19 protein-coding genes are annotated in these 20543 nt (G+C 66.0%); 13 read left to right on the top strand and 6 right to left on the bottom strand.

Features of this window, described 5'->3' with window-relative positions:
- Position 1: 1 nt before the first annotated feature.
- Positions 2-712, bottom strand: a complete 711-nt coding sequence (locus ACXJL8_RS00755) for a GntR family transcriptional regulator (RefSeq protein ID WP_456617829.1) — start codon at positions 710-712, stop codon at positions 2-4.
- 198 nt (positions 713-910) lie between these two features.
- Between ACXJL8_RS00755 and ACXJL8_RS00750 the strand changes: the two genes are divergently transcribed.
- From ACXJL8_RS00750 to hydA, 5 genes are read left to right on the top strand one after another with little or no spacing between them, the layout of a single operon-like run.
- Positions 911-1915 (top strand): ABC transporter substrate-binding protein, encoded by a 1005-nt coding sequence (locus ACXJL8_RS00750; RefSeq protein ID WP_456617737.1) that lies wholly within the window; start codon positions 911-913, stop codon positions 1913-1915.
- Positions 1899-2750 carry an ABC transporter permease gene (locus ACXJL8_RS00745; protein WP_456684473.1) on the top strand — a complete coding sequence of 284 codons (852 nt, stop codon included), beginning with the start codon at positions 1899-1901 and terminating at the stop codon, positions 2748-2750. Before ACXJL8_RS00750 ends, ACXJL8_RS00745 begins: the two co-directional genes overlap by 17 nt.
- Complete coding sequence (locus ACXJL8_RS00740; RefSeq protein ID WP_456617735.1) at positions 2750-3526, top strand: ABC transporter ATP-binding protein; 777 nt, start codon at positions 2750-2752, stop codon at positions 3524-3526. Before ACXJL8_RS00745 ends, ACXJL8_RS00740 begins: the two co-directional genes overlap by 1 nt.
- A 3-nt stretch (positions 3527-3529) precedes the next feature.
- Entirely contained in the window at positions 3530-4267 is a 738-nt protein-coding gene (locus ACXJL8_RS00735) for a maleate cis-trans isomerase family protein (RefSeq protein WP_456617734.1), read from the top strand.
- Positions 4228-5688: a dihydropyrimidinase gene (gene hydA / locus ACXJL8_RS00730; RefSeq protein ID WP_456684472.1), complete on the top strand. Its 1461-nt coding sequence runs from the start codon at positions 4228-4230 to the stop codon at positions 5686-5688. Before ACXJL8_RS00735 ends, hydA begins: the two co-directional genes overlap by 40 nt.
- 25 nt (positions 5689-5713) lie before the next feature.
- Here hydA and ACXJL8_RS00725 read toward each other — a convergent pair whose 3' ends face one another.
- The 5 genes from ACXJL8_RS00725 to ACXJL8_RS00705 form a co-directional block, all read right to left on the bottom strand.
- Positions 5714-6754: a Bug family tripartite tricarboxylate transporter substrate binding protein gene (locus tag ACXJL8_RS00725; protein WP_456617732.1), complete on the bottom strand. Its 1041-nt coding sequence runs from the start codon at positions 6752-6754 to the stop codon at positions 5714-5716.
- Positions 6755-6973: 219 nt separating this feature from the next.
- Positions 6974-7729, bottom strand: coding sequence for a siderophore-interacting protein (locus ACXJL8_RS00720; protein ID WP_456684471.1), 756 nt, complete (start codon positions 7727-7729; stop codon positions 6974-6976).
- A gap of 40 nt (positions 7730-7769) precedes the next feature.
- Entirely contained in the window at positions 7770-8462 is a 693-nt protein-coding gene (locus ACXJL8_RS00715) for an O-methyltransferase (RefSeq protein WP_456617730.1), read from the bottom strand.
- A 108-nt stretch (positions 8463-8570) separates the two neighbouring features.
- Positions 8571-9395, bottom strand: a complete 825-nt coding sequence (locus tag ACXJL8_RS00710; RefSeq protein WP_456617729.1) for an AraC family transcriptional regulator — start codon at positions 9393-9395, stop codon at positions 8571-8573.
- Positions 9396-9496: 101 nt separating this feature from the next.
- Positions 9497-10468, bottom strand: coding sequence for a LysR family transcriptional regulator (locus ACXJL8_RS00705; protein WP_456617828.1), 972 nt, complete (start codon positions 10466-10468; stop codon positions 9497-9499).
- Positions 10469-10642: 174 nt separating this feature from the next.
- Here ACXJL8_RS00705 and ACXJL8_RS00700 point away from each other — a divergent pair, with 174 nt between their 5' ends.
- From ACXJL8_RS00700 to ACXJL8_RS00665, 8 genes are all read left to right on the top strand, one after another.
- The gene (locus ACXJL8_RS00700; protein ID WP_456617728.1) at positions 10643-11263 is read left to right on the top strand and encodes a UbiX family flavin prenyltransferase; all 621 of its coding nucleotides are present in this window, start codon (positions 10643-10645) and stop codon (positions 11261-11263) included.
- 24 nt (positions 11264-11287) lie between these two features.
- The gene (locus tag ACXJL8_RS00695; protein WP_456617727.1) at positions 11288-12709 is read left to right on the top strand and encodes a UbiD family decarboxylase; all 1422 of its coding nucleotides are present in this window, start codon (positions 11288-11290) and stop codon (positions 12707-12709) included.
- Positions 12710-12833: 124 nt separating this feature from the next.
- On the top strand, positions 12834-13673 hold the full coding sequence (locus ACXJL8_RS00690) for a helix-turn-helix transcriptional regulator (RefSeq protein ID WP_456617726.1): 840 nt from the start codon (positions 12834-12836) through the stop codon (positions 13671-13673).
- A 131-nt stretch (positions 13674-13804) separates the two neighbouring features.
- Entirely contained in the window at positions 13805-16822 is a 3018-nt protein-coding gene (locus ACXJL8_RS00685) for a xanthine dehydrogenase family protein molybdopterin-binding subunit (RefSeq protein ID WP_456617725.1), read from the top strand.
- Positions 16819-17634: an FAD binding domain-containing protein gene (locus tag ACXJL8_RS00680; RefSeq protein WP_456617724.1), complete on the top strand. Its 816-nt coding sequence runs from the start codon at positions 16819-16821 to the stop codon at positions 17632-17634. Before ACXJL8_RS00685 ends, ACXJL8_RS00680 begins: the two co-directional genes overlap by 4 nt.
- Positions 17631-18149, top strand: coding sequence for a (2Fe-2S)-binding protein (locus ACXJL8_RS00675; protein WP_456617723.1), 519 nt, complete (start codon positions 17631-17633; stop codon positions 18147-18149). Before ACXJL8_RS00680 ends, ACXJL8_RS00675 begins: the two co-directional genes overlap by 4 nt.
- Positions 18142-19686, top strand: coding sequence for an AMP-binding protein (locus ACXJL8_RS00670; RefSeq protein WP_456617722.1), 1545 nt, complete (start codon positions 18142-18144; stop codon positions 19684-19686). Before ACXJL8_RS00675 ends, ACXJL8_RS00670 begins: the two co-directional genes overlap by 8 nt.
- A 29-nt stretch (positions 19687-19715) precedes the next feature.
- Positions 19716-20522: an enoyl-CoA hydratase/isomerase family protein gene (locus ACXJL8_RS00665; protein ID WP_456617721.1), complete on the top strand. Its 807-nt coding sequence runs from the start codon at positions 19716-19718 to the stop codon at positions 20520-20522.
- Positions 20523-20543 lie beyond the last annotated feature (21 nt).

Raw genomic sequence — 20543 nt, 5'->3', positions numbered from 1 at the left:
GTCACGCCGCCGTCCGGTTGGGCTTGGAGGTGGCGAGAACTTCGAGCAGGGCGGTGCCGGTGCGCCGAACATGGGCGCCGAGCAGGCGTCCGGCCGTTTCGCTGTCGCGTGCTTCGAGCGCCGCCAGAATATCGGCATGCTCGTCGACCGAATTGCTCCAGCGCCGGTCGGCGCCGAGCGCGAGGTAGCGCGCACGTTCGGCGCGCGAGATCAGCGTCTCGTGCGCCTCCCGCAGCGGCGTGTTGCGGGCCATGCGGACGATCATGCTGTGGATCTCGCCGTTGATGGCGAAATAGTCGTCGAGCTTGCCGTTGCGGTGGTGACCCTCCATGCGGGTCTGAAGTGTGCGCAGGCGGGCGAGATCGCGTTCGGTCGCACGCTCCGCGGCGAGTTCGGCGGCAAGCCGCTCGATGCCGGCCAGCGCCTCGAACAATTCCGAGATGCTGTCGACCGCGATATCGGCGATGCGCGGGCTGCGGTTGGGGCGCAGCTCGATCAGTCCTTCGGCCGCGAGCACCTTCATCGCCTCACGCAGCGGGGTGCGCGACACGCCGAGCGACTTCGACAGCCTGGTCTCCTGGGTCTGGGATCCCGGCGGCAGCTCGCCGCGAATGATCATCGTCCGCATCCGCGCGGCGGCGCGCTCATGCAGGCCCATCCGCTTGAGTTTGGGCGACTTTCGTCCCTTCGGGGCTTCCGACTTCTGCTGCACGCGCGCCTCACTGCTCACGTTTATCTTAGCCGTTTCCGGCTCTTTGACTTGCCCAAAATACCGACGCATCTAGCTGAAAACAATGGCACAACGCGCAAATTGTATGCAGCATGCAAAAACCGGATTGCGCTGCGGCAAAGGGCGACGGATGATCTTGCGCGACGCGCGGGATCTCGCGCCTTCGAAACGGAGTAAGCGATGCGGACGAGTTTGCGACTGGGCCTCGTATTGGTGGCGGCGATGTTCGGCACGAGCCATCTTGCCTCCGCACAGACCGCGAAGATCAAGCTTGGCTTTGCCAAATGCGCGCATTGCCTGCCGATGTCGCTGATCCCGGGCATGGCCAAGAACGTCGAGGTCGAGGCCACCGGCTTCAACTCGGGCAATGACGTCCTCACCGCCCTGGTCTCGAAGAGCATCGACGTGGCGCAGGTCACCTACCTCCATTACATCACCGCGCTCGACAAAGGTTTCGACGTCGTCGCGGTGTCGGGCCAGATCAACGGCGGCTCGGAATGTCTCTCCTCCGCGAAGCTGAACCTTCCGCCCGAGGACTGGGCCGCGTTCAAGGCGACCGTTGCGAAAGCAAAGAGCGACGGCCAGCCGCTGAAGGTCGCGGCGTCCCGCGGCAATGCGCAGGACATCCACATGCGCGGAGCCTTCCTGAAGCAGGGCGTCGATCCCAACAAGGACGTCCAGTTCATCAACATTCCCAATCCGTCCGACCATCTCGCGGCGTTGCAGCGCGGCGAGGTCGACATGATCTGCTCTGTGGAGCCGTTCGCCTCGCAGATCAGGCTCGCCGGCACCGGCAAGCACTTCGTGCTGCCCTATGACCAGGCTGCTGGAAACCTGACCAATCTGATCGTCACCCGTTCGGACGTGATTGCCGGCCAGCGCGCCGGCGTCCAGAGCGTGGTCACCGCGGTGGTCGAGCTCGACAACAAGCTGATCGCCGACAAGGCGCCGTGGATCGACGTCATCAACAGGCTCACCGGCCTCGACAAGACGGTCGCGACCGAGGCGCTGAAGAATGCCTCGCCGGATCCGGCGATCCATCGTTCGCAAACGCTCGCGATCGCGGCGATGATGCGCGACCTCAAATACATCTCAAAAGACGTCTCCGCGGAAGCGGAGAAGAACATGGACTATTCGTTCCTGGAGCAGGCCACGGGAAAATCCAAGAATGACCTCGGCTATTGACGTCTCGCCGGCCAAGCCGGCGTTTCGGCTGACGCGGGCGTTCCAGGGTTTCGAACGCGTCGTCGTCCCCGCGCTGCTGATCGCGGGCTGGGAAGCCTTCGCCCGCAGCGGCATGCTGCCGCCGGCGCTGCTGCCGGCGCCGAGCGCGGTGCTGCATGCGCTCGGTGACTGGGTGTTCGGCTTCGACGAGACCACGCAGATCTATTCGGGTCACTGGCTGCGCGACGCGCTCGCCAGCGCCTTGCGCGTCTTCGGCGGCTTTGCGCTGGCAAGCCTGCTCGGCATCCTCGCCGGTGTCGCCATCGGCTGGTYGCGCCTGTTCGAGAAGACGCTGGAGCCGACGCTCCAGATGCTGCGTCCGATTCCGCCGGTGTCCTGGATTCCGCTGGCAATCATCTGGTTCGGCATTGCCGACAAGCCGGCGATCTTCCTGGTGTTCCTCGGCGCCTTCTTTCCCGTGCTGATGAACAGCATTCACGGCGTCAAGACCGTGGACCATAATCTGGTGCGCGCCGGCGCGATGATGGGTGCCAACGGCCGGCAAATGCTGACCGACATCGTGCTGCCGGCGGCATTGCCCTCGATCTTTGCGGGCCTGCGCATTGCGGTCGGCTCGGCCTGGATGCTGACGGTCACGGCCGAGATGGTCGCGGTCAAGAGCGGCCTCGGCTACGTGCTGTGGGATTCCTATTACTTCCTGCGCTACGACATCGTGCTGGCTGCGATGATCTCGATCGGGCTGCTCGGCTATCTCTCCGACCTCGGCCTCAAGGCGATCATGGCGCGCACGCTGCGCTGGCAGCAGTCGACCACCGTGCAGGGCAGGGCCGGCTGATGGCAGCGATCGAGCTTCGCAACATCGTCAAGGTGTTTTCCGACAAGCGGCGCGGCCGCGATCTCCTGACGCTGGACCACATCAATCTCGACATCGAGGCCAATGATTTCGTCTGCCTGCTGGGTCCGTCCGGCTGCGGCAAGTCGACCCTGCTCAACATCATCGCCGGCTTCGAGCAGGCGACATCCGGCCGCACGTTGGTCGACGGCAAGCAGGTGGAGTGGCCCGGCTCGGACCGCGGCGTGGTGTTCCAGCAGCCGACCCTGATGCCGTGGCTGACGGCGATCGACAACGTCGCCTTCCATCTCAAGCTCAAGGGCGTCGGCAAGGCGGAGCGGCACCACCGCGCCATGGAGTTCATCGATCTCGTCGGCCTGCGCGGCTTCGAGCACCATCATCCCTCCGAACTGTCCGGCGGCATGAACCAGCGGGTCGGGATCGCCCGCGCACTTCTGATGAATCCGAGTGTCATCCTGATGGACGAGCCGTTCGCGGCGCTGGACGCGCAGACCAAGCTCGAGATGCAGGAGGAACTGGTCGCGATCTGGCAGAAGCGCCGCTGCACCATCGTGTTCGTCACCCACAGCGTCGACGAGGCCCTGGTGCTCGGCAACAAGATCGTGGTGATGACGAAGCGGCCGGGCCGGATCCGCGAGGCCGTCAATTTCGACCTGCCGCGCCCGCGGGATATCACCAGCCCCGAATTCAACGACGCAAAGCGCCGCATCCTGGCTCTGATCCGGGAGGAGTCGACGCGCCTGGCGCAGGCGTCGTAGAATATGGCCATGCGCAAGCGTCTCGGCATGATCACGCCGTCCTCCAACTCGGTGCTCGAGCCGGTCACCAGCGCCATGCTGGCTGGTGTCGACGGCGTCACCGCGCATTTCTCGCGCTTCCGCGTCACCGAGATCGCGCTCGACGCTGCGGCGCTCAATCAATTCGACGCATCCGTGATGCTGCCGGCGGCGGATCTGATGGCCGATGCCAAGGTCGACGCCATCGCCTGGAACGGCACATCCGCGAGCTGGCTCGGCGTCGATCGCGACAGGAGCCTTTGCGCGGCCATCACGGAGCGCACCGGCGCGCCCGCGACGACGTCCACGCTCGCCTGCATCGATGCCGCCCGCGCGCTCGGCGCCAAGCGGGTCGGCCTGGTCTCGCCCTATACGGATGACGTGCAGCGGCGGATCGGGGATGTCTGGGCCGAGGAGGGCATCGCCCTGCATGCCGAGCGGCATCTCGGCTTGCGCGACAATTTCTCCTTCGGCGAGGTTGCGCCGGCGATCATCGCCGGCATGATCCGCGCGGTGGCGGCGGAAGGATCCGATGCGATCGTCATCCTCTGCACCAATCTCGACGGGGCCGCGCTGGCGGCATCGCTGGAGCGAGAACTGAATATCGCCGTGCTCGATTCGGTGGCGGTCACGCTGTGGCGAACCCTCAGCCTCGCTGGCGGAGACATCGCGGCTCTTGCGGAATGGGGCCGGATATTCCAGACAATGCCAGTCATCAAGTGACGGAGACTCCTGTGACGCAGCTCGATCTCGCCATTCGCGGCGGCACCATCGTGACGGCCAGTGACGAGTTTCGCGCCGATATCGGCATTCGCGACGGCCGCATCGTCAGCATCGCGGACAGCATCGAAGGCGCGGCGCGCGAGATCGACGCGACGGGTCTGCTGGCGCTGCCCGGCGGCATCGACAGCCATGTTCACATCTCGCAAGCCTCCGGCCCCGACGTGGTCATGGCCGACGATTTCGCCTCGGCGACCCGCTCTGCTGCCGCCGGCGGCAACACCATGGTGCTGCCCTTTGCGCTCCAGGAGAAGGGCACCTCGCTGCGGACCTGCGTCGAGAACTATCGCAAGCTCGCCGAGGGCGAGTGCTACATCGACACCGCCTTCCACCTCATCATCTCCGACCCGACCGCCGTCGTGCTCGGGCAGGAGCTGCCGGCGCTGGTCAAGGACGGCTACACCTCGTTCAAGGTGTTCATGACCTATGACGACCTCGTGCTCAGCGACAAGCAATTGCTCGAAGTGTTCGAGGTGGCGCGCCGCGAGGAGGCGCTGGTCATGGTCCATTGCGAAGGCTACGACGCCATCCGCTATCTCACCGCGAAGCTCGAGCGGGAGGGGCACATCGCGCCGTACTACCACGGCGTGTCGCGGCCGCAGGCCGTCGAGCGCGAGGCGACGCACCGCGCCATCAGCCATGCCGAGATCGTCGGCGTTCCCATCATGATCGTGCACGTCTCCGGCCGCGAGGCGATGGAGCAGGTGCGTTGGGCCCAGCAGCGCGGATTGCCGGTGCATGCGGAGACCTGTCCGCAATACATCACGCTGACGGCCGACGACATGAAGGGCCTCAACATGGATATCAGCGGCGCCAAATATGTCTGCTCGCCGCCGCCGCGCGATGCCGAAAGCCAGCAGGCGATCTGGGAAGGCATCACCACCGGCGTATTCCAGACCTTTTCATCGGACCACTGCCCGTTCCGCTATGACGATCCCAAGGGCAAGCTGACGCCGAATTCCCGCACCTCGTTCCGCTGGGTGCCAAACGGCATCCCCGGTGTCGAGACGMGCCTGCCGATCCTGTTCTCCGAGGGCGTGTCGAAGGGAAGGATCTCGCTCCAGAAATTCGTCGAGCTGACCTCGACCAACCATGCGCGGATCTATGGGCTTTATCCGCGCAAGGGCTCGATCGGCATCGGCTTCGACGCCGATATCGTGTTGTGGGACCCCAAGTTGAAGAAGCCGATCCAGCAGGCCGATCTGCATCACGGCGCCGACTATACGCCGTGGGAAGGGTTCGATGTCACCGGCTGGCCCGTCACCACCATCGCGCGGGGCCGGGTGGTGTACGAGCAGGGCAAGATCGTCGGCGACAAGGGTGCGGGCGAAGTGCTGAGCCGCGGCAAATCGAGCCTGGTGTGATCGTCACATTGGCTCGATGTGATCCTCACATCGGCTCGATGCCGATCTTCTTGATGATCCCAGCCCATTTCGTGGTCTCGGCGGTCATGAAATCCGTCAGGCCCTTAGGGTCCATCACCAGCGGCTCGGCGCCCTGTTCGACGAAGAGGGTCCGCACCTTCGGATCGTTCACGGCCTCCACCATCGCCGCATAGAGCTTGTCGATCACGGCCTTGCCGGTGCTCGCAGGCGCGAGCAAAGCGAGCCACGCGGCGCTCTCGTAATCCTTCAGGCCGGCCTCGGCCGCGGTCGGCACATCAGGCAGCGCGGTCATGCGCTTGTCGCTGGCGACCGCGAGCGGACGCGCATCGCCGCTTTTGATCAGGCCGAGGACGTTGGGCAGGAGCTGGAAGCCGAGCGGGACCTGGCCCGCGATGAAGTCCGGCGTGTAAGCGGCGATATTGCGGTAGGGAACGTGCGTGATCTCGGTGCCCGTGAGCTGCTCGAAATAGGCGGCCGCCAGATGCTGCGACGAGCCCACTCCGACCGTCCCGTAGTTCAGCTCCCGAGGATGCGCCTTGGCGTAGTCGATCAACTCGTGCAGCGATTTCGGCGGCAGCCTCGAATTGATCACGACGACGTTCGGTAGCGTCGCGAACAGGCCGATCGGGGCGAGATCCTTCAGCGGATCGTAGGGGAGCTCCTTGTAGAGCGACTTGTTCGCGGCCAGCGGGCCGGAGGTGCTCATCAGCAGCGTGTAGCCGTCCGCTGCGGCATGCGCGGCGGCCGCGGTGCCGATATTGCCGCCGGCGCCGGGGCGATTGTCGACCACGAAGGCCTGTCCAAGTGATGTGGACATGCGGTTGAGCAGGATGCGGGTGATGACGTCGCTGGCGCTGCCGCCGGCAAAGGGCACGAGCACCTGGACCGGGCGGGCGGGATAGTCCTGCGCTTGTGCAGGCAGCAGCCCGGTGGCGGCGAGAGCCGCGCCTGCGCCKAGCGACAGCAAAGACCTGCGGTCAGGGCGAAACCCCTCAGCGTGCCGCGCCGTGCTGTCCGTGATCTTGCTGCGACCGAACCTTGCCATCTCGGACTGAATCTCCCGACTGTGTCTTGTCTGCGAGCCCTGAGATCGTCCGGGACGAGAGTCGTCCGGAATGAGCGCCAGGTCGCGATTTTCTGCGCCTGGACCGTAGTTATCTCGTGAATGCGACCGTCATGCCGGCTGGTCTCAAAACTTACCAACCCGTCTCATTTTGCAGTGGGCGCGACATCTTGTCCGAGTGAGAGGGCAGCGAGCAGAAGCCTAATCCAGTCCGGTCTTGCCCTCTGCCCAATAGGCCTTGGTCTTGACCCGCGATGCTACGACGCCGGCGGCTTTCAAAGCGCGGCTGACGCGCTGGATCGATGCTGCCTTGCCGGTCAGAACGAACTGCGCTCCGTTAGCGGCAAGACRCAGCATCTCGGTTTCGACGGCGGCGAGATGGGCATCGCCGGCGCTACGTGCGATCAATCTCGCCTGGCCGAGTTTGATAGCCTCCAGCACCGGCCGCGACTCCGCGACATCCGTGGTTTCGAACATGTGGAGCGCACCGCCGGCTTGCCGGCGGTCGCGCAATGCCGCCGCAAGGCCAAACGAGGTCTCATCGCCGAACAGGACGACGGGCGCCTCAAGGCCGGCAAGATCAAGCGAACGGCGCGGGCCGAAGAACTGACAGCTATCGCCTTTGCGCAAATCGCTCGCCCATCGGCTGCCGGGGCCATCGCCATGTGCGAAGGCGAGCAGTCGTGTCCTGCCTTTGTCAGCATCCCACGACATCGGCGTGTAGGTGCGCGCGCTCAGGCCTTGGCCCATCGAGATCTGGATCTTCTGGCCGGCCGTCCAGGCGACATTCCTGAGTGCTGCGCCTTCCAGCTCAACGAGCCGAAAGGGCGGCGAGAGGGTCTCGACCGCGGTAATGCGCGCGGGGCGCATCAGCCATCGGAGTAACATCCGCGTGACGCGGCCCTGCGCGGCAGGTGACGGCTCGGGATTTTGCGGCCGATGGTCGTGCTCGTTCAAAGCTCTTGCTCCTGTTGCTAACGCTTCAGCGCCGTAGCAATCACCTGGTCCGAACCGTGAGCTCGTTGCCGCGCCCGGGATTGAACGGCAGCGGCAACGAGAGATAACCGTTCTGCGGATCGCGGACGTAGTCGAGATAGCCCGCGCCTTCGGCGAAGGCATTCTCGCCGACGATCATCGCGCCGGGCTTCAGTTGCGGCTCGATCAGCTTGAGAATGGGGAGATAGAGCGTGAAGGCGCCATCGAGCATCACCATGTCGATCCCGCCGCCGATATCGGATTTGAGCGTTTGCCGTGCGTCGCCGAGCCGCAACTCGACCAGATCGTCAAGTCCCGCGGCGGCGACGTTCGCGCGCGCCCGTTCGATCTTGCCGGGCTCAAGGTCGGTCCCGATCAGGCGGCCGCCGCCTATGTCGCGCAGGGCCGCTGCCATGTAGATGGCCGAAATCCCCATCGAAGACCCGAACTCGACGATGCGCGTGGCCTTGGAGCTACGAGCGCACATGTAGAGAAACCGTCCGAAATCCGGCGAGACGCTCAGGAAATTGCTGGCGAGCCCACGATAGACGCCGGTCAGATCCCTGGTCTCGGCTTCGATGAACTGCCTGATCGTCCGCTCCTGATCGGCCGCTTCGCTCGTATGGGCCTGCATCAGCGGTGCATCGGCGGCTTCCGCTTCCCGATGAAGTCGACGAAGAACGTCTGCGATGCGGCCGCTGCTGAGAGAATCCATGTTTTCCGGCTCCTGAACATGCGCCTGCCGGCGCGCTTCGGAGCCCTGGATACGGAGTCGTCGCGCCGACCGCATTCCGCGAACGGGACAATCCGTTGCGATTTCCGGTCAATATGCGCCGATACGGCGTTCCGCCAGATACCGCGCCGGCGGCTTGCCCAGCGCCTTGCGGAACATCGTGACGAAGGCGCTCGCGCCCTCATAGCCGAGATCGAGTGCCACAGTCTGGACCGACGCGCCCTGGTCGAGACGCTGAAGCGCGATGAGGATGTGGAGCTGCTGGCGCCAGCGGCCAAAACTCATGCCGGTCTCGCGTTGCAGGATGCGGGTGAGGGTTCTGGGGGCAACGGCGATGCGCTGGCCCCAATCGTCGATCGTCGCGCGGTCGGAGGGATTGGCCATGATCGCGGTGGCGATCCTGCGCAGCCTTGCGTCAGCCGGCATCGGGAAGCGCAGCTCCTCGACGGGCGCCAGCGACAGCTGGTCGAGCAACACTGTGGCGATCCGGCCGTCGGCGCCGTCGACGTCGTAGAGCACCGGCATGTGAGTGGCATGCACCAGCAACCGTTCCAGCAAGGGGGAGATCGACAGCGAGCAACATTGCCGGGGCCGCGCCGCCGTCGCATCAGGTTCGACGAACAGGCAGTAGATCTCGACATTCCCGGCGACGGTCACGCTGTGAGCAACATGGCCGGGGATCCACAGCGCACAGCGCGGTGGTACAATCCAGACGCCCTGGTCGGTTTCAAATCTGACGATGCCGCGCAAAGTCAGGACGAGTTCGTCCTTCCGATGCGCATGCATGGCCAGCTCCATGCCCTTCGTGACCATGTGGCCGCCGAAGGCGGCGACAGGGCGCGGCACGTTCTCGGGATCGAAATCCCCGGTATCGTCAGGACGAAGATCGTCTTCGGTGAGCCGGAAGAAAGGCATGGTGGCGGATGACTGTCCGGGTGCGGTTGGCTGGTTCAGGCAATATCGGGCTCGCGATTGCCGCTTGCAACGCAGGGCGCCCAAGTCTCGATCGGTTCTAACTAGGACGTCGTTCGCCTCCGCGGCTTTCGGCGTTCCCTGCGAGAGGACGAGCTTGTGCCGCCGGAGCCGGGCTCCACGAACTCCTTTGCCACGGCGGCGGCCTGCGCGAGGTCGTGGCTGATGACGTCGAGCACGGCCTTCGCCGCGACCGACACCGTTCGCCGCGGGTGATGGACCCAGGCAATCGAGCGCACGATCCTTTGTTCGTCGAAGCGATGGGCCCGGATGGCCCCGCTCGCGAGCGATTGCCGGAGAGCGATGGTCGGCAGCACGGTTGCGAAATCGGTGGTCGCGATCACGTCACACAGCGCGGGGAGGGTGTCGAGCTCGAGCCGCGGCCGCAGGTCGATGCCGACGGCGGCGGCGTGCTCGTCGAGGATCAGCCGCAGGCCGTGGCGCTTGGAGGGCAGCACGAGGTCGAAATTCGCGATGTGGTCGAAACGCAGCTTTGCAGGCGGCCTGAGCGGGCTGTCCTTCCGGCAGGCGAACACCATCTCCTCGTCCATGACGTGATGCGCGGCCAGTGGCGTCTTCCGGCGCGGCACGTTGATCAGCGCGAAATCGAGCTGGCCGGTGTTGACCCAGTCGACCAGCGTCTCGGTGTAGCCCTCGCAGGCGGACAGCGTGATCTCGGGATAGCGGCTGGCGACGGTCGCCGACGAGCTTGCCATGGTGCTCTGCGCGACGGATGTGATGAGGCCGACAGAGACCCGGCCGGAAATGCGGCCGCCGAGCTGCGCCATCTCCTGCCGCGCATACTCCGCGTCGCGCACGATCGGCGCCGTCAGCCGCACCAGCGCCTCGCCGGCGCTGGTCAGCGTCATGCCCTGGACGCTGCGGTCGAACAGTTTTTGGCCGAGCTCGGCCTCGAGCTTGGCGATCTGCATGCTCAGCGCCGGCTGCACGATGTTGAGCTGGCGGGCGGCCCGCGTGACGTTCTTTTCCTCGGCCAGGCACAGGAAATATTGCATCTGCCTGAGTTCCACGGACCTGTCCTTCGTTCGGATCTTGCTCGCAGGTCATCATTCCAGATGATCGATCATATAATCAATCATTATTTGTGTTGATGGGTGTCGGTGCCTAGTCTTTGCGGCGGACTAACGTGGCCCCGCGGGTCGCGGGACCCAGGGAGCGAAACCAGAAACATGCAAGGCGCACCACCCAAGCGGCTGATCATCGGCATCTCCGGCGCCTCGGGCGTCACCTATGGCGTGCGCCTGCTGCAACTGCTGCGCAATGCCGGCGTCGAGACCCATCTGGTGATGTCGAAGACGGCCGAGCAGACTTTTGCCTACGAGACCGACCTGAAGATCGCGGAGGTGAGGGAGCTCGCCAATGTTAGCCATCCGATCGACGACATGGCGGCTGCGATCTCGAGCGGGTCGTTCCGCACCGCCGGCATGATCGTGGCGCCGTGCTCGATGCGCTCGATGTCCGAGATCGCCTCGGGCGTGACCACGACACTTTTGACCCGCGCCGCCGACGTCGTGCTCAAGGAACGCCGGCGCCTGGTGCTGATGGTGCGCGAAACCCCGCTGCACACCGGGCATCTCAGGACCATGACCGCACTGTCCGAGATGGGCGCGATCATCGCGCCGCCGGTGCCGGCCTTCTATGCCAAGCCCGATAACCTCGACGACATGGTCGACCACACCGTCGGCCGCGTGCTCGACCTGTTCGACATCGATATCGGCATCGTGCGCCGTTGGGGCGAGGACGAGGCGCTCAAGCGCCGCTCGCCGTCGCTGCGCAAGATCGCGCCCTGACCACACCAAGGAAAGACCCGTCATATGCGAATGGAAAATGTTGCGAGGAAAGGCTCGAACGCGCCCGCCGATCTGCGCGCCTGGCTCGCTGAGCTCGCCGACCGCGGCAAGCTCGCGATTGCCCACGAGGGCGTAGCGCTGACCGATGAGCTCGCCGCAATTGCCAAGCGGCTGGAGCGCGACAGCGCGGTGCTGTTTCCGCGTCCCGACGGGCACGAGATCCCCGTCGTCGCAAACCTGTTTGCCGGCCGCGACTGGGTCGCCGACTCCATCGGCGTGAGCGAGGATCAGTTGCTGCCTCGGTTTCTTGCTGCCGCAAATGCGCCGTTGCCGACCCACGAGGTGGCGAGCGGGCCGGTGCAGGATGTCGTCCACGAGGACGTCGATCTGCTCCACCAGCTTCCTGTGCCAAAGCACAATGAGCGCGACAGCGGGCCCTACATCACTGCCGGACTGCTGATCGCCCGCAACCCGAAGACCGGCGTGCAGAACGTCTCGATCCATCGCTGCCAGATCAGCAGCAAGAACCGCATCGGCGTCCTGCTGCTGCCGCGGCATACGTTCTCCTACTATCGCTTCGCGGAGGAGATGGGCCAGGCATTGGAGATCGCGATCGTCATCGGCGCGCATCCGGCCCTGCTGCTGGCCTCGCAGGCGATTGCCGCGCTCGACGAGGACGAGATGGCGATCGCCGGCGCGCTGCTCGGCGCTCCCGTGGACGTCGTCAAATGCCGGACCAATTCGGTCCGCGTGCCCGCTTACGCTGAAATCGTCATCGAAGGACGGATTTTGCAAGGCGTGCGCGAGCCCGAGGGTCCGTTCGGTGAATTTCCCCAGTATTACGGTCCGCGCGCCAACCGTGAGGTGATCGAGGTCGATGCGATCACGCATCGCAGGCAGCCGATCTTCCACACCATCGTCGGTGGCGGCTTCGAGCATCTGATCCTCGGCGGCGTGCCGCGCGAGGCGACGCTGCTCCAGCATCTGCGCCGCAGCTTCCCCAACGTGCTCGACGTTCGCCTGACGCGCGGCGGCACCTGCCGCTACCATCTCGCGATCAAGATGGACAAGACCAATGATGGCGAGCCGAAGAACGCCATGATGTGCGCCTTCGGCGCCCATTACGACATCAAGCAGGTGGTCGTGGTGGACAAGGACGTCGACATCTCCTCGTCCGAGGAGATCGAATGGGCGGTGGCGACGCGCTTCCAGGCCGACAGGGATCTCATGGTCGTATCCGGCGCGCTCGGCTCGAAACTCGATCCGACCGCCGACAACGGCATCAGCGCCAAGATGGGGCTCGATGCGACGGCCCCGGTCAGTGCGCCCGAGCTCGCCTTCAAGCGCATCCGCGTCAAGGGCGAGGACGAGGTCGATCTCGCCACGGCGTTGCAGGCCGATCCGAGCGCTGCGGTCGCGCGGCTTCTCGCGGAGACGCGCGCATGAGCGGATTACCGCCCGGAAGCAACTTGCGTCCCTTTGCGCCGTTGGAATATGTAGCGGGTGCTGCTTATAGTGCCGCGCCAACAAGGCAATCATTTTGCGGCGCAATGCCGGGAGGGAGGAACTGATGTCGACGGCCCTGCGCATCGCTCATGGTGCTTTCGGCAGGGTCGCTCTGCTCGACATGGATCGTTCGCTGGTTCGCCACGCTCATCATCACTGCCATGTCCTGCTCAAGGTCGAGGGCGCCGACACGCAGTTTTTGGTCGGCGACCAGGTCACGCCGCTGACGGACACCGCCGCCGTGCTCGTCGACGGCTGGAAGCCGCACGCCTATGTGCATGATGCCGACCGTCCGCGCACGCTCATCATGGCGCTCTATATCGAGCCGGAATGGCTGAAGGAGTTCCGGCCCGGCTGGGCTGCGAGCGGAGCGCCCGGCTTTTTCGAGCGTCCGTCGGGCGAGGTGTCGCCGCGCATCCGTCAGCTCACCCTGCACCTCGCCGCCGAGATGATGGCGAATCCCGACGCGGTGCGGACCCATGAGCAGACGCTGTCCGACCTCATGATCGCGGTGATCGAGCGCTTCACGCCCTGGCGCAGCTTTCCGACCTCGATCCGCGGCATGAGCGCGGTGAGCTGCGACTGGCGGATCCGGCGCGCAATGGACGCGATGCGGGTGCAGGATTCCTATGCCGGCGTCGATCAGTTCGCGAAGGGCGCCGGCCTGTCGCGCGCGCAGTTCTTCCGTCTGTTCGAGACCTCGCTCGGCGTCTCGCCAAAACTCTATCTCAACGTCGTGCGCATGGAGCGTGCGCTGGACGCGGTGATGCGCGAGGACACGCCGCTCGGCGAGCTCAGCGAGCGCTTCGGCTTTCCGGAGCCGGCGCATTTCACGCGCTTCTTCCGTGATCATGCCGGCGTCAGCCCGCGCGAGTTTCGCAACGTCTCGCGTCTCGCGGGCTGATATTGCGCCGCACGGGCGCTCAAATGAGACGATTTGGTAAGTCGTGAGAGCGGGCGGTATGGCCCGCGCACCTCCTGTCCTGACAACTGTCACCGTCGCGTCAAAGAACGCGTCGGGAGGTATGCCGGGACATGGTGCAGGCTGCGGTCAAGTCCGCAAATTCAGGCGATCAGCAAGGGAGCGGCGACAGGCGGTGGGTCGGGCGTTCGATCGAGCGCGTCGAGGACGCCGCGCTGCTCAGCGGCCGCGGCCGCTTCATCGACGATCTCGGCGTCCAGCCCGGCACGCTGCATGCGACCATCCTGCGCTCGCCACATGCGCACGCCGATATTCTGTCCATTGATGTTGAAGCCGCCAGGCGCTTGCCGGGCATCGCGGCGGTCCTGACCGGCGAGCAGGTCAAGGCCGTCACCACGAGCCTCGTCGTCGGCGTCAAGGCGCCGGTCGAGTGCTGGCCCATTGCGATCGACCGCGTGCGCTATGTCGGCGAGCCCGTCGCCGTGGTCGTGGCAACCGACCGTGCCCGCGCCGAGGACGCGGCCGAGCTGATCAATGTCGACTATCGCCCACGGGCCGCTGTCGTCGATCCGCTCGGGACGCTCGCGCCGGATGCGCCTGTCCTGCACGACGGTTTTCCCGGCAATCTGGCCAGCGAGCGCAAATTCCGTTACGGCGATCCCGAGCGGGCCTTTGCGGATGCGCCGCATCGCTTCTCCATCGACATCCGCTACCCGCGCAATTCCTGCACGCCGATCGAGACCTACGGCGTCGTCGCCTCGCATGATGCCGCCGAGGATGCCTTCGAGGTTCTGGCGAATTTCCAGGGGCCATTCAGCATCCACACAGTGATCGCGCGCGCGCTGAAAGTGCCGGGCAACCGGCTGCGGTTGCGCACGCCGCCGGATTCCGGCGGCAGCTTTGGCGTCAAGCAGGGCGTGTTCCCCTACATCGTGCTGATCGCGGCTGCGGCCCGCGTTACGGGACGGCCGGTCAAGTGGATCGAGGACCGGCTCGAGCATCTCACCGCATCGGTGTCGGCAACCAACCGCGCGACGACCTTGGCGGCGGCGGTCGCGGCCGACGGAAAAATCCTCGCGCTCGACTGGGACCAGGTCGAGGATTGCGGCGCGCATCTGCGCGCGCCCGAGCCGGCGACGCTCTACCGCATGCACGGCAACATGACGGGCGCCTATGACATCCGGCACGTCAGGATCCGCAACCGCGTCGTCGTCACCAACAAGACGCCGACCGGCCTGAACCGCGGCTTTGGCGGACCGCAGGTCTATTTCGCGCTGGAGCGGCTGGTGCAGCGCATCGCGATCGGCCTCGGTCTCGACCCGCTCGATGTCATCAGGCGCAACCTGATCGATGCCGGCGCCTTTCCCTATCGCACGGCGACCGGCGCGCTGCTCGATTCCGGCAACTACCAGGAAGCGATCGCGCGTGCGGTCGAGCAGGGCAGGCTCGCCGAGCTCAAGGCGCGGCGCGATGAGGCACGCGCACAGGGGCGTCTCTACGGCATCGGCTTCACCACGGTGGTCGAGCCCAGCGTCTCCAACATGGGCTACATCACGACCGTGCTGACGGCGGCCGAGCGCCGCAAGGCCGGGCCGAAGAACGGCGCGCAGGCGACCGCGACCGTCGGCCTCGATCCGGTCGGCAGCGTCACCGTTCACGTCGCCTCGGTGCCGCAGGGGCAGGGCCATCGCACCGTGCTGTCGCAGGTCGTTGCCGACGTGTTTGGCCTGGAGCCCAAGGACATCCGCGTCAATACCGAGATCGATACGGCGAAGGACGCGTGGTCGATCGCATCAGGCAATTATGCCAGCCGCTTCGCAGCAGCGGTGGCCGGCACGGCAAAGCTCGCAGCCGAGCGCGTTGCCGGCCGTCTCGCCCGCATCGCCGCCAGCCAGTTGAACGTCGAGGCCGCCGACATCGTGTTCACGCGCGGCTTCGTCGCCTCAAAGCACAATCCGGAGAACCGGATGGCGTTCTCGCGCGTCGCAGCCCTCAGCCATTGGTCGCCCGGCTCGTTGCCCGACGATGCCGGGCAGACCATTCGCGAGACCATGTTCTGGACGCCGCCGGAGCTGACGCCGCCCGATGACGAGGACCGCATCAACTCCTCGCTCTGCCACGGCTTCATCTTCGACTTCTGCGGCGTCGAGATCGACCGCACCACGCTGGAGACGCGGATCGACCGCTACGTCACCATGCATGATTGCGGCACGATCCTGCATCCCGGCATGGTGAACGGCCAGATTCGCGGCGGCTTTGCCCAGGCGCTCGGTGCCGCGCTCTACGAGGAGTACGCCTACGCCGGAGACGGCAGCTTCCTCACGGGAACGTTCGCCGACTATCTGCTGCCGACCACCACCGAGGTGCCGGAGCCGCAGATCATCCACATGGAAACGCCGTCGCCGTTTACGCCACTGGGTGCAAAAGGCGTCGGCGAGGGCAATTGCATGTCGACGCCGGTGTGCCTCGCCAACGCGGTCGCGGATGCGCTCGGCGTTGCCGACGTTACGTTGCCCCTGGTCCCGGCACGGCTTGCGGAATTGGTGCGCGGCGCCGAGCCGCCGCCTCCTGCTGGCGGTGCGAGCGTAGCACCTGCCCGGGAAGGCGACCGGCGGTTGCGCGGCGAGGGGCAGGCCTCGGTGAAGGGCGCGCCCGAGCAGGTCTGGGCGATGCTGCTCGATCCAGCGACCCTTCAGTCCGTCATTCCCGGCTGCCAGCGCGTCGACAAGGTGTCCGAGACTCATTTCCGCGCCGACGTGACGCTCGGCATCGGCCCCGTCAGCGGCCGCTATCGCGCCGATGTCGAGCTGTTCGATCTCGATCCGCCGCGCGCGGTCACCTTGCGCGGAGGGGCCACCGGCGCACTCGGCTTCGGCAGCGCCGAGGGACGCATTACGCTCGCGCCCGACGGCAGCGGTGGCACAAAGCTGACCTACAGCTACGACGCCGCCATCGGCGGCAAGGTCGCCAGCATCGGCGGCCGCCTGCTCGACGGCGCGACGCGGGTGATCATCGGCCAGTTCTTTACGGCGCTGGCCCGCAAGGCCGGCGGTGGGGGCGCGTCGGGCGGCGGTTTCTCGCTGTTCGCGCTGTTGGCAAAGCTCGCTGGCATGTTCGGAGGGCGCCGATGAAGCCCGCCGCATTCGACTATCTCCGCGCCGAAACTGTCGGCGACGTCCTCGAGGGGCTCGCGCAGGAGGGCGGCGATGCACGTGTGCTCGCCGGCGGCCAGTCGCTGATGGCGATGCTCAACATGCGCCTCGCCAAGCCGAAGCTCCTGATCGACATCATGCGGATCAAGGAGCTTCGCAAGATCGAGCAGCAGAACGACGCTGTGGTGGTCGGCGCCGGCGTGCGCCAGGCTGATTTGCTGGCCTGGCCCGATCTGGCCGAAGCGCTGCCGCTGGTGGCGCTGGCGCTGCCCTGGGTCGGGCACATGCAGACCCGCAGCCGCGGCACCATCTGCGGCTCGCTCGCGCATGCCGATCCCAGCGCCGAGATGCCGCTCGCGCTGGTCGCGCTCGGCGGCGAGGTGCATCTGCGCAGCGCCAAGCGGCGGCGGCGCGTCGCGGCCAAGGACTTCTTCGCCGGCATGATGCTGACCGCGCGCGCCGACGATGAGCTGATCGAGGGCATCTCGCTGCCGGTCATCAAGGGATCGCGCTTCGCCTTCCGTGAGGTCGCGCGCCGCCATGGCGACTTCGCCATCGTCGCCTGCGCGGCGATGAAAACGCCATCGGGCATACGCCTCGCCATCGGCGGCGTCGCCGACGTCCCGACCGCGCGCGACTGGCCGCGGCTCGACGGCAGTGGGCTCGACGATGCTCTCAACGCCTTTGCCTACGAGCTCGGTGCGCGCGACGACGTCCACGCCACCGCACGCTACCGTCGCGATCTCGTGCGCATGATCGGCCGTGACCTGATCGGCGAGGTGCTACAATGACCCGTCTCAAGGCCGACAGCCGCCATCCCGTCCGCTTCACGCTCAACGGCAAGGCCGTCGAAGCCGAAGCCGAGCCGCGCATGCTGCTGTCCGATTTCCTGCGCCATCAATTGGGCGCGACCGGCACCCATGTCGGCTGCGAGCACGGCGTGTGCGGCGCCTGCACCGTGGTCGTCGACGGCATGCTGACCCGGTCCTGCCTCACGCTCGCTGCGCAGGCCGATGGCTGCGAGATCAGGACGGTGGAAGGGCTCGCGCCGTCCGCCGACCGGCTCGGCGTGCTGCAGCGCGCCTTCCGACGCAATCATGCGCTCCAGTGCGGCTTCTGCACCGCCGGCATTTTGATGTCGCTCGATCACTACCTCAGCCGCAACCCGGCGCCGACCGAAGCGGAGATCCGCGATCTCCTCAGCGGGCATCTGTGCCGCTGCACCGGCTACACCCCGATCATCCAGGCGGCGCTCGAAGCCGCCGCCCAGCTTGCCTCAGCTACAGAAGAGACGTCCGATGCTTGATCTCGCCAGCAGCTTCATGGCCAGCGCCGCGCGCGATCCCCATGCCGTTGCACTGGTCGATGGCAATCTCCGCCTGACCTACCGGCAGTGGTACGAGAAGATCTCCGCGCTGGTGGCGTCGTTCGACCGCCTCGGCCTCAAGCCCGGCGATCACGTCGTCACGCTGCTGCAAAACCGCTGGGAGGCGGCGACGCTGCATTGGGCCTGCCAGTTCGCAGGGCTTGTGATCACACCGATCAACTGGCGCGCCAAGGCCGACGAGCTCGATTATTGCATCGCGAATGCCGAGGCCTGCGCGGTCTTCTATCAGGACATCTCTGCCGAGGCGGTGCAGGGCTCGGCGCTTGCCGGCAAGCTGCTGCGCGTGTCCGTCGATCCCGGAAGCGGCGAGGCGACCAGCTTCGCCGATCTGATCAGGGATACCGCGCCCGACGCCGAGCCGCGCGTCGGCGCCGATTCCTGGTCGATCATGCTCTACACCTCCGGTACCACCTCGCGGCCGAAGGGCGTACCACGGCGGCATCGCGCCGAACGGGCGGCCGCGATCGCCCATGTTGCGCAAAACCTCTATGGCCGTGGTGAGCGCACGCTCGGGGTGATGCCGCTCTATCACACCATGGGGGTGCGCTCGCTGCTGGCGATGTCGCTGATCGGCGGCAGCTTCATTTGTCTGCCGCGCTATGACAGCCGCCAGGCGCTGGCGCTGATCGAGAAGGAGGGGATCACCAACCTCTATCTGGTGCCGACGCTCTATCACGACCTCGTCCATCACGAGGCGTTTGCCGCAACCGACGTGTCGAGCGTGCGCAAGCTCGGCTTTGCCGGTGCGTCGATGACCGACGGGCTCCTGAAGAAGCTGAACCAGGCCTTCCGGCCGGAGCTGTTCGTCAATCACTACGGCAGCTCGGAGATCTACACCTTCACGATCGACCAGAACGCCGCCGCCAAGCCCGGCTCGGCGGGCAAGGCGGGCCTTAACCAGCACGTCAAGGTCGTGCGCATCGGAGCGCGTTCGGTCGCAGACCTGGCCGCGGTCGGCGAGGAGGGCGAGATCATCGCGACACTCGCCGGCGACGAGGCCTTTGAAGGCTATTGGCGGCGCCCGGAGGCCGATGCCAAGTCGCTGCGCGAGGGCTGGTATTTCACCGGCGATACCGGTTTCGTCGATCCCGATGGCGACCTCTTCGTCACCGGCCGCGTCGACGACATGATCATCACCGGCGGCGAGAACGTCTCGCCGGTCGAGATCGAGAGCTGCCTGTCGCTGCATCCCGCGGTCGACGAGGTCGCGGTGGTCGGCGTCACTGATGAGAAGTGGGGCAAGGTCGTCGCGGCCTTCGTCAAGCGCAACAAGCCAGTCTCCGAGGTCGAGCTCGAGCAGTTCTGCCGCACCTCGGGCCTCGCCAATTTCAAGCGGCCGCGCCGCTACGTGTTCGTTGACGCGATCCCGAAATCGCCCGTCGGCAAGCTGCTGCGGCGACTGCTCGTCGCCGGAGAATACGAGGCCGAGCGCATGCCGCCGTCGGACGCCGCCTGATCATCAATCACCAACAGAAGGAAACCAAAATGCCATCAGCCTATACGTTTACCGATCCCCGACTCGCAAAACTCGACGGGTTCAAGGTCGAGATCGACGAGGCGCATGAGCGCGCCGACATCATCCTGGGACGTCCGCCCTACAACGTGGTCGCGATGCCGCAGCGCGACCAGCTCCGGCTGACCTTCGAGACGCTGGACGAGGACCCGCGCGTCCGCGTCATCGTGCTGCGCGGCGAGGGCGAGCACTTCTCCAGCGGCGGCAATATCGGCGGCTTCATGGAAGCGAGCCCCGAGCATGTCTCCAAGCTCGCCTGGAACATCGCAGCCCCCGCACGCTGCGCCAAGCCGGTGATCGTCGCCAACCGCGGCTATTGCTTCGGCGTCGGCTTCGAATTGTCGCTCGCCTGCGATTTCCGCATCGCGTCGGAAACCACGCAATACGCGCTGCCGGAGCAGAAGCTCGGCCAGATCCCGGGGTCGGGCGGTTCGGCACGCTTGCAGAAGATGGTCGGCATCACCCGCACCAAGGACATCGTGATGCGCTCCAAGCGCATCTCGGCCAAGCAGGCGCTGGAGTGGGGCATTGCCACCGAATGCGTGCCGGATGCCGAGCTCGAGACGGCCACCGACAAGCTCGTCGACGAGCTCCGCACCTTCTCGCCCTTGGCGCAGCGCACGGCCAAGAAGCTCCTGAACGACACCGAGGACTCGACGCTCGCGATCGCGATCGAGCTGGAGGGTCATTGCTACAGCCGTCTGCGCCAGTCGGACGACTTCAAGGAAGGCGTCGAGGCCTTCAACGCCAAGCGCCCGCCGAAATTCGCCGGCCGCTGATACGCGACACGACCAACTGCC

It is taken from the genome of Bradyrhizobium sp. P5_C11_2, assembly GCF_054049755.1.
The sequence above is the reverse complement of the archived record's forward strand: the minus strand, read 5'-3'. Positions and strand labels throughout refer to the sequence as shown.

Coding starts and splice junctions, on each gene's coding strand:
- ACXJL8_RS00750 (WP_456617737.1), top strand. CDS start 911: ATGCGGACGAGTTTGCGACTGGGCCTCGTATTGGTGGCGGCGATGTTC.
- ACXJL8_RS00740 (WP_456617735.1), top strand. CDS start 2,750: ATGGCAGCGATCGAGCTTCGCAACATCGTCAAGGTGTTTTCCGACAAG.
- ACXJL8_RS00735 (WP_456617734.1), top strand. CDS start 3,530: ATGGCCATGCGCAAGCGTCTCGGCATGATCACGCCGTCCTCCAACTCG.
- ACXJL8_RS00715 (WP_456617730.1), bottom strand. CDS start 8,462: ATGGATTCTCTCAGCAGCGGCCGCATCGCAGACGTTCTTCGTCGACTT.
- ACXJL8_RS00710 (WP_456617729.1), bottom strand. CDS start 9,395: ATGCCTTTCTTCCGGCTCACCGAAGACGATCTTCGTCCTGACGATACC.
- ACXJL8_RS00705 (WP_456617828.1), bottom strand. CDS start 10,468: ATGCAATATTTCCTGTGCCTGGCCGAGGAAAAGAACGTCACGCGGGCC.
- ACXJL8_RS00700 (WP_456617728.1), top strand. CDS start 10,643: ATGCAAGGCGCACCACCCAAGCGGCTGATCATCGGCATCTCCGGCGCC.
- ACXJL8_RS00695 (WP_456617727.1), top strand. CDS start 11,288: ATGCGAATGGAAAATGTTGCGAGGAAAGGCTCGAACGCGCCCGCCGAT.
- ACXJL8_RS00690 (WP_456617726.1), top strand. CDS start 12,834: ATGTCGACGGCCCTGCGCATCGCTCATGGTGCTTTCGGCAGGGTCGCT.
- ACXJL8_RS00685 (WP_456617725.1), top strand. CDS start 13,805: ATGGTGCAGGCTGCGGTCAAGTCCGCAAATTCAGGCGATCAGCAAGGG.
- ACXJL8_RS00680 (WP_456617724.1), top strand. CDS start 16,819: ATGAAGCCCGCCGCATTCGACTATCTCCGCGCCGAAACTGTCGGCGAC.
- ACXJL8_RS00675 (WP_456617723.1), top strand. CDS start 17,631: ATGACCCGTCTCAAGGCCGACAGCCGCCATCCCGTCCGCTTCACGCTC.
- ACXJL8_RS00670 (WP_456617722.1), top strand. CDS start 18,142: ATGCTTGATCTCGCCAGCAGCTTCATGGCCAGCGCCGCGCGCGATCCC.
- ACXJL8_RS00665 (WP_456617721.1), top strand. CDS start 19,716: ATGCCATCAGCCTATACGTTTACCGATCCCCGACTCGCAAAACTCGAC.